This window comes from Mesorhizobium sp. M7A.F.Ca.US.006.04.2.1, from assembly GCF_004022915.1.
In the GTDB taxonomy this organism is placed as follows: domain Bacteria; phylum Pseudomonadota; class Alphaproteobacteria; order Rhizobiales; family Rhizobiaceae; genus Mesorhizobium; species Mesorhizobium ciceri.
Window position 1 is genome coordinate 1 of the sequence record NZ_RZQA01000266.1, and the last position, 7196, is coordinate 7196.

At 63.7% G+C, this 7196-nt stretch carries 5 protein-coding genes and 2 pseudogenes; 4 read left to right on the top strand and 3 right to left on the bottom strand.

The window, feature by feature from the left end:
- The 4 genes and pseudogenes from EN925_RS16010 to EN925_RS16025 all read left to right on the top strand — a co-directional run.
- Positions 1–291: pseudogene (locus tag EN925_RS16010) on the top strand (N-acyl homoserine lactonase family protein); the annotation flags it as partial.
- 25 nt (positions 292–316) lie between these two features.
- Entirely contained in the window at positions 317–1495 is a 1179-nt protein-coding gene (locus EN925_RS16015) for an alanine--glyoxylate aminotransferase family protein (protein ID WP_127368229.1), read from the top strand.
- Positions 1496–1528: 33 nt separating this feature from the next.
- Complete coding sequence (locus EN925_RS16020; RefSeq protein WP_127368230.1) at positions 1529–2275, top strand: SDR family NAD(P)-dependent oxidoreductase; 747 nt, start codon at positions 1529–1531, stop codon at positions 2273–2275.
- 93 nt (positions 2276–2368) lie between these two features.
- Positions 2369–3205: a sulfite exporter TauE/SafE family protein gene (locus EN925_RS16025; protein ID WP_127368231.1), complete on the top strand. Its 837-nt coding sequence runs from the start codon at positions 2369–2371 to the stop codon at positions 3203–3205.
- Positions 3206–3226: 21 nt separating this feature from the next.
- Here EN925_RS16025 and EN925_RS16030 read toward each other — a convergent pair whose 3' ends face one another.
- From EN925_RS16030 to EN925_RS39680, 3 genes and pseudogenes are all read right to left on the bottom strand, one after another.
- Positions 3227–4558 carry an HlyD family type I secretion periplasmic adaptor subunit gene (locus tag EN925_RS16030; protein WP_127368232.1) on the bottom strand — a complete coding sequence of 444 codons (1332 nt, stop codon included), beginning with the start codon at positions 4556–4558 and terminating at the stop codon, positions 3227–3229.
- A 13-nt stretch (positions 4559–4571) separates the two neighbouring features.
- Entirely contained in the window at positions 4572–6410 is a 1839-nt protein-coding gene (locus EN925_RS16035) for a type I secretion system permease/ATPase (RefSeq protein ID WP_127368233.1), read from the bottom strand.
- Positions 6411–6514: 104 nt separating this feature from the next.
- Positions 6515–7196, bottom strand: a pseudogene (locus tag EN925_RS39680) (hypothetical protein); the annotation flags it as partial.

A 7196-nucleotide genomic window follows, 5' to 3' on the forward strand; every position in this document is an offset into this window, starting at 1 on the left:
CTTGCCAGGGGCGTCCGGCTGATCTCGACGCCCGGCCATTCGATCGGCCATTACAGCCTGCTGGTCGAGTTCCCCAAGCGCAAGCCGATCATGTTCACGATCGATGCGGCCTATACGCAGAAGAGCCTCGAGACGCTGTGCCAGGCGGCCTTCCACATCGATCCGGTGGCGGGCGTCAATTCGATGCGCAAGGTGAAGAAACTCGCCGAAGACCATGGCGCCGAGCTGATGTACTCGCACGACATGGACAACTTCAAGACCTACAAGACCGGCACGCAATTCTACGGCTGACCGCCGCCAATCCGGAGACAAGACGATGCGCTATCTCGAACACGCCGATCCGATCATCACCCTGACCGCGGGACCGGTGAACGCCTATGCCGAAGTGCTGCGCGGTCTCGGCCGCACGGTGCTCTACGACTACGACCCGGCGTTCCAGCTTTTCTATGAGGGTGTGGTCGACAAGGCGCAAAAGGCGATGCGGCTGTCGAACAAGCCGGTCATCCTGCATGGCGAGCCGGTGCTTGGCCTGGAGGCCGCCGCGGCCTCGCTGATCACGCCGGACGATGTCGTGCTCAACCTTGCCTCCGGCGTTTACGGCAAGGGGTTCGGCTATTGGGCGAAGCGCTATTCGCCACATCTGCTCGAGATCGAGGTGCCCTACAACGAGGCGATCGATCCGCAGGCGGTCGAGGCAATGCTGAAGAAGCATCCGGAAATCACCATCGTGTCGGTCTGCCACCATGACACGCCATCCGGCACCATCAATCCGATCGACGCCATCGGTGCGCTGGTTTCAGCGCATGGCGGCTATCTCATCGTCGATGCCGTCTCGTCCTTTGGCGGCATGAGGACGCATCCGCAGGATTGCAAGGCCGATATCTATGTCACCGGCCCGAACAAATGCCTGGGGGCGCCTCCCGGCCTGACGATGATGGGCGTCAGCGAGCGGGCCTGGGCCAAGATGAAGGGCAACGAGGCAGCCCCCCGCGCGTCGATGCTGAGCATCGTCGACTGGGAGCATGCGTGGTCGCGGGAAAAGCCGTTTCCGTTCACGCCGTCGGTCTCGGAGATCAACGGGCTCGATGTCGCGCTCGACCTCTATCTCAATGAGGGGCCGGAGGCGGTATGGGCGCGCCACGCGCTCACCGCCAAGGCCATGCGCGCCGGCGTCACCGCGATGGGCCTGTCGATCTGGGCCGCCAGCGACAGCATCGCGTCGCCGACCACGACCGCTGTCCGCACCCCCGAAGGCGTCGACGAGAAGGCGCTTCGCCAGGCTGCCCGTGCCCGTTACGGGGTGGTGTTTTCGTCTGGCCGCGGCGAGACATTGGGCAAGCTGACGCGCATCGGCCATATGGGTCCGACCGCCCAGCCGATCTATGCGATCGCGGCGCTGACGGCACTTGGCGGCGCCATGAACGCGGCCGGCCAGAAACTGGCGATCGGCAGGGGTATCGACGCGGCGCTGGCCGTGATCGACGCCGACGCCTGAACAGATATCACCACGGATTGAGGGAGCATTTTCATGACTGAACGGCTTGCGGGGAAGACGGCCCTGGTTACGGGCGCTGCGCAGGGTATCGGCAAGGCGATCGCCGCGCGGCTCGCCGCCGACGGGGCAACCGTCATCGTCAGCGACATCAATTCCGAAGGCGCCAAGGCGGCGGCCACGGCAATAGGCGGAAGGGCGAGGGCGATTGCCGCCGACATTTCCGATCCGGCCTCCGTCAAGGCACTCTTCGCCGAAATCCAGACCCTGACCGGGGGCATCGACATCCTGGTCAACAATGCCAGCATCGTGCCGTTCGTCGCCTGGGACGATGTCGACCTCGACCATTGGCGCAAGATCATCGACGTCAATTTGACAGGCACCTTCATCGTCAGCCGCGCCGGCACGGACCAGATGCGTGCGGCAGGCAAAGCTGGGCGGGTGATCAGCATCGCATCCAACACCTTCTTTGCCGGCACGCCGAACATGGCGGCCTATGTCGCGGCCAAGGGCGGCGTCATAGGCTTCACCAGGGCGCTCGCCACCGAACTCGGCAAATACAACATCACCGCCAATGCGGTGACGCCCGGCCTGGTCGAGAGCGACGGCGTCAAGGCGAGCCCGCACAATGAGGCGTTCGGCTTCGTCGAGATGCTTCAGGCGATGAAAGGCAAGGGGCAGCCGGAACATATCGCCGATGTGGTCTCGTTCCTGGCTTCCGACGATGCGCGCTGGATCACCGGCCAGACGCTCAATGTCGACGCCGGGATGGTGCGCCACTAGCCAAAGCGCATCCCAAAACCTGTTGCGCATTTCCGGGCGACCTGCATGGGGTCGCAGCAGCGGACGAGCGCGGCCAATCAAGGAAAAATCACAGTGGACTTCGGATTCGACACGTCGGCTTTCGACGGGCTGACGATTGCAATGCTGGTCGCCGGTCTGGCCATGACCGGAATGGCCTCCGGCGTGCTCGCCGGTCTGCTGGGGGTCGGCGGCGGCATCGTCATCGTCCCGGTGCTGTTCTGGGTGCTTAGCCTGTTCCACTTTTCGCCTGCTGTGATCAGCCATCTGGCTGTCGCGACGTCGCTTGCGGTCATCATCCCCACCTCGATCTCGTCAATGCGGTCGCACAACAGGCGCGGCAATGTCGATCGGCCTCTGCTCACTCTGTGGGGACCGGCCGTTTTCGTGAGTGCCCTGATCGGTGGCATCACGTCGAAGTTCATCCCGGGCGCCGGCTTGCGGCTGGTTTTCGGCGTCGTCGGCCTGCTGGTGGCCCTCAACATGGCGTTGCCGAAGCACCTCGTGATCTCCGATCACTTGCCGCAGAGCGGCTGGATCAACCGTGCGATCGCTTCTGTGATCGGCTTTGTCTCTTCGCTCATGGGAATTGGCGGCGGCACGCTCTCGGTGCCGACGCTTTCCAGCTTTTCCTTTCCGGTGCACCGGGCCGTCGGCACATCGTCGGCGCTTGGCCTGCTTATCGCGCTTCCGGCAGTGGCCGGCTTCATCTGGTCGGGTCTCGCAATTGCAGGCAGGCCTCCGCTCAGCCTGGGTTACGTCAGCCTGCCGGCGGTTGCCATCATAGCGCCCGTGAGCTTCCTGTTCGCACCCTTGGGCGCAAGGCTCGCCCACGCGCTCAATCCGCGCTACCTGAAACTTGCCTTTGCATTCTTCCTGGCGATCACGGCCGGGCGAATGCTGCTGTCTTGAATTTCGCTGGGCGGCGTACGGCTATTTTTCCCGCATCGCCCGGCGGAAGTTCTGCGTGATCGGCTCGGCGAGATAAGAGAGAACGGTGCGAGCCCCCGTCCGGATCATCGTCTCGCTCGACATGCCGGGCAGCAGCTTGCGGCCCTCCAGCTTGCCGAGTTCGCTTTTGTCGATCAGAACCGTCGCGGCGAAATACGGTGCGCCGCTTCGTTCCTCAACCATGCGGTCAGCCGACACGATCTCCACGACACCCTCGAGCGGCGGCAGGTTGTAGCGGGCGAAGGCCGGGAAGCTGACGCGCGCGGGCTGTCCGGGTGTGATCGTCTCGACATCCTCCGGCTTGACCATGGCCTCGACCACGAGTTGTTGTCCGAGCGGTACGATCGTCATCAATGTCTCACCGGGTTTCACGACACCGCCCGCCGTATGGACCTTCAGCTCCATGACGATGCCGTCAACGGGCGCGACGACGTTGGTACGGCTCAGCACGTCCCTGGCGGAACGCTCCTGCTGTCCGAGGTCAAACAATTCCGCCTCGACCTTGCTCAACTCGTCGACGGCCTCGTTCAGACGCACTGTGTTGAGGTTCAGGATCTGCATGTCGATCTCGGCCATTGCGCTTCCGGCACGGGCGATTGCCGCGACATTGGTGGCGCGCTCCCCCTCGATCTCCCGCTGTTGGCGTCTGAGCAACAGGTTCCGTTCGCGGGTGGTCAGCCCTTTCTTGAGCAGCCCCTCAAGGTCTTTGCTTTCACCCTCGATTGCCTCGATCTGTTTGTCCTTGGTGACGATAAGCTCTTCCAGTCCCTTTATCTCCTCCTCGGTCTGGTGGCGGCGCTGGCTGAGGATTTCCCGCTCGTCCGCCAGATTGTGGTGCTTCGCAGCGAACACGTCACGCTGTGCGGCCACCGCGTCCTTTGCGGCGGCGGCGGGGTTTGCAAGCAACGCCGGATCAAACTCGATCTCGGCCCTGCCGTCACGCTCGGCCCTGAGACGCGCGGCCAGCGCCTCACGCGTTGCTATCCGGTTCTGGATCAGGTCGAGCTGCGCTTTTGCCTGCGTGTCGTCGAGCCGGACGAGGATCTTGCCCGCCTTGACGATATCCCCGTTGGCGGCGTTCAACTCCGCAATGATGCCGCCCTCGAGGTGCTGGATCAGCTTGCGGTCGCCGGCGACCTTGATAACGCCCGGCGCCACAGCGGCGCTGTCCAACGGCGCCAGAGCCGCCCAGCCCCCGGCCACGCCGAAGAACAGGAACATGATCGCGAAGCCGGTGCAGGTCACGCCTGTCAGGCGCAAGGGCAGCGGTTTCAGCAGAGAGGGTGGCGGGGTGGGTAACAGCACGACGCTCATATCTGTCCTCGTTTCATGCCTGGTTCGCCACTTCGGTCGTGCTCAATGCACTTTGACGCGACGGACGCTTTGAAGAGGGGCTTGGCCCGTTGCCGACGCCGATCACGGCGGCGGAGATTTCTGGCGCGTGACTCACAGGTATCTGGCTCACCTGGCGGATGCGCGCGGCGAGTTCGTTGAAGACATAGTCACGTGAACCGAACAGGTCTTGCTGGCCACGGTTGATGACCAACACCTTGTCGACCTTCTCCATGATGTTAGGGCGGTGTGCGATCAGGATGACGGTCGTTTTCGTCGCCTTGGCGATGCCGATGGCGGCGGCCAGCGCGTCTTCGCCCTCCTTGTCGAGGTTGGAATTGGGCTCGTCGAGGATAAGGAGTGCCGGGTCGCCGTAGAGTGCCCGCGCCAACCCGATGCGCTGGCGCTGCCCGCCTGACAGGACGGCGCCGGATTCGCCGATCTCGGTGGCGTAACCCTTCGGCAGTCCCTTGATCAGTTCGTGGACTCCGGCCAGCTGCGCGGCCTTGATCACGCTGTTGAAGACCGTTGGATTGAGAGTGGCGAAGCGGCAGATGTTTTCCGAGACGGTGCCGGCGAAGAGCTCGATGTCTTGCGGCAGGTAGCCGACGTGGCGGCCCCGGTCCTCCGACGCCCATTGGGCGACGTCCATGCCGTCGAGCAACGCACGGCCTGCGGATGGGCGCCAGGCGCCGGCCAGCACGCGCGCCAGGCTTGTCTTGCCGGCCGCGCTCGGACCGATCAACGCCATCACTTCCCCGGGGTTGAGGTGGAAGTTGATTCCTTTCAGAATCGGCTCGCCGCCGCCCTGCCGGGCGAGTCCGATGTTGTCGGCCTCAAACCTGCCTTTCGGGCGCGGCAACGGCAAGGCCGGTGTGGCCTCCTGGTACTGACCGGCGACTGCAACCAGGCGTTTGTAGGCGGCGCGGGCCCCTACGGTCGCCTTCCACGTGCTGATCGCCTGTTCGACCGGGGCCAACGCGCGGCCCATCAGGATGGAAGCGGCGATCATGATGCCGCCTGAAGCCTCGTTCCGCAGTACAAGATAAGCGCCGAGGCCGAGGATGGCCATCTGGAGGGCCTGACGGAAGGAGCGCGCGATGGCCGAGATGGTGCCGCCCCGGCTGCTGGCGCGGGATTGTCCGTCGTTCGCCTCGTCCTGGTGGACTTTCCAAATTTCGAGCAGGGGCTTCAACATGCCCATGGACTGCACGACCTCGGCGTTCCGGATCACGGCGTCAGCCTGTGTGTAAGCCCGGACCTGTGCGCTGCCGGCTTCCGTCAGCGGCTTGCGTGTCATGTACTCGTTCAGGATCGCCAGTGCCAGCAATACAATCCCACCGCACAATGCCAGCCAGCCCAACCAGGGGTGCATGAGGAAGATGGCGGCGAAGAAGATCGGCGCCCAAGGCGCGTCCAGGATCGGGTAGATGCTCGGGCTTGTGAAGAAATTCCGCACCTGATCCAGGTCGCGTAGCGCGCGGGTGGTAACCTGGCCGGGCGCCGCGGCGGCGTACTCTACCGATGCGGTCAGGAGAACCGGCGCTAACCGCGCGTTCATCCACGTTCCGACTTTGGCCAGCAGGCGCTGGCGCACCACTTCCAGTGCCGCCATTGTCGCGAGCGCCGTGGCCGCGATCAACGTCAAGGCGACCAGTGTCTCCGTGCTGTGACTGCCCAGCACGCGGTGGTAGACTTGGAGCATGTACAGCGCCCCGGTCAGCATCAGCACGTTGATCCCGGCGCTGAACCAGACGAGCGGCCGGATGGCGCGTCTGGCCTCTTTCATCACCACCTGCAGGGCAGAGGGACGTGAGTTAGCTGGTTTGGCCATGTTATGTCTCTGCTCGGCGTGCGGGTTGCAACAGGCGCGCGAGGCACGCGATTGTGTCCACAGGGGGAGGGAGGCAGCGCTAACTGCCTCCCCTTGGCTCAGTGCTAGACGATGTAGTCGTTGCTGACGGTCACCGGGATGTGCTGCGTTGCAGTCGGATCGCCGTCCGCGTCAGCCAAAGCGAAGCTGAAGTCGAGGTTGGCGTTGAATGTCCCACTGGTCTGCTGCACAAACCCGATGTCCACGATCTTCAGGACATCGTTATCGGTCGGGTCCCAAGCTGTCAGGCCGCTGGTGGCATTGCTGCCGCCACTGGCTCCGATGCCCCCGTTCAGGTTGATGGCGGTGCCCGTCAACCCGTTGGCGCTCTGCATGATCTGGATGCCCTGTATCTGGTATGTCTCGCCAGCGACCGTGTAGTCGTTCTGTTCGAGGATAAGCAGCGCATCGTTGTTATCGAGCGTGAACTCGGTGCTGTACGGGGAGGGGATATTGGCGTTCCCCTTGATCAGGTCCGAGTTCTGCACGTTGACCGCCCTCGTCACCTCGTTCCCGTTGGCATCCTTCAGGTCGAGGATCAGGACCAGGTCTTCACTGTTGCCGACGCCGTCGAACTTGATGACGACGCCGCTGGCGCTCGCGGTCGGGTCCAGCCGCTCAGTGCCACCATCGGGAGCCTTCGGGTTCACGTCCGTCAGAATGTTCTGTTCGAAGAACCGCAAGGTCAGAGCTTCACCCTTCTGGATTGTATCTCCAGCGACACCGTTGGTGGCCTGGGTTGCAGAA

Bases quoted from the DNA above. Each gene is read 5' to 3' on its own strand.
- EN925_RS16015 (WP_127368229.1), top strand. From the start codon at position 317: ATGCGCTATCTCGAACACGCCGATCCGATCATCACCCTGACCGCGGGA.
- EN925_RS16020 (WP_127368230.1), top strand. From the start codon at position 1,529: ATGACTGAACGGCTTGCGGGGAAGACGGCCCTGGTTACGGGCGCTGCG.
- EN925_RS16030 (WP_127368232.1), bottom strand. From the start codon at position 4,558: ATGAGCGTCGTGCTGTTACCCACCCCGCCACCCTCTCTGCTGAAACCG.
- EN925_RS16035 (WP_127368233.1), bottom strand. From the start codon at position 6,410: ATGGCCAAACCAGCTAACTCACGTCCCTCTGCCCTGCAGGTGGTGATG.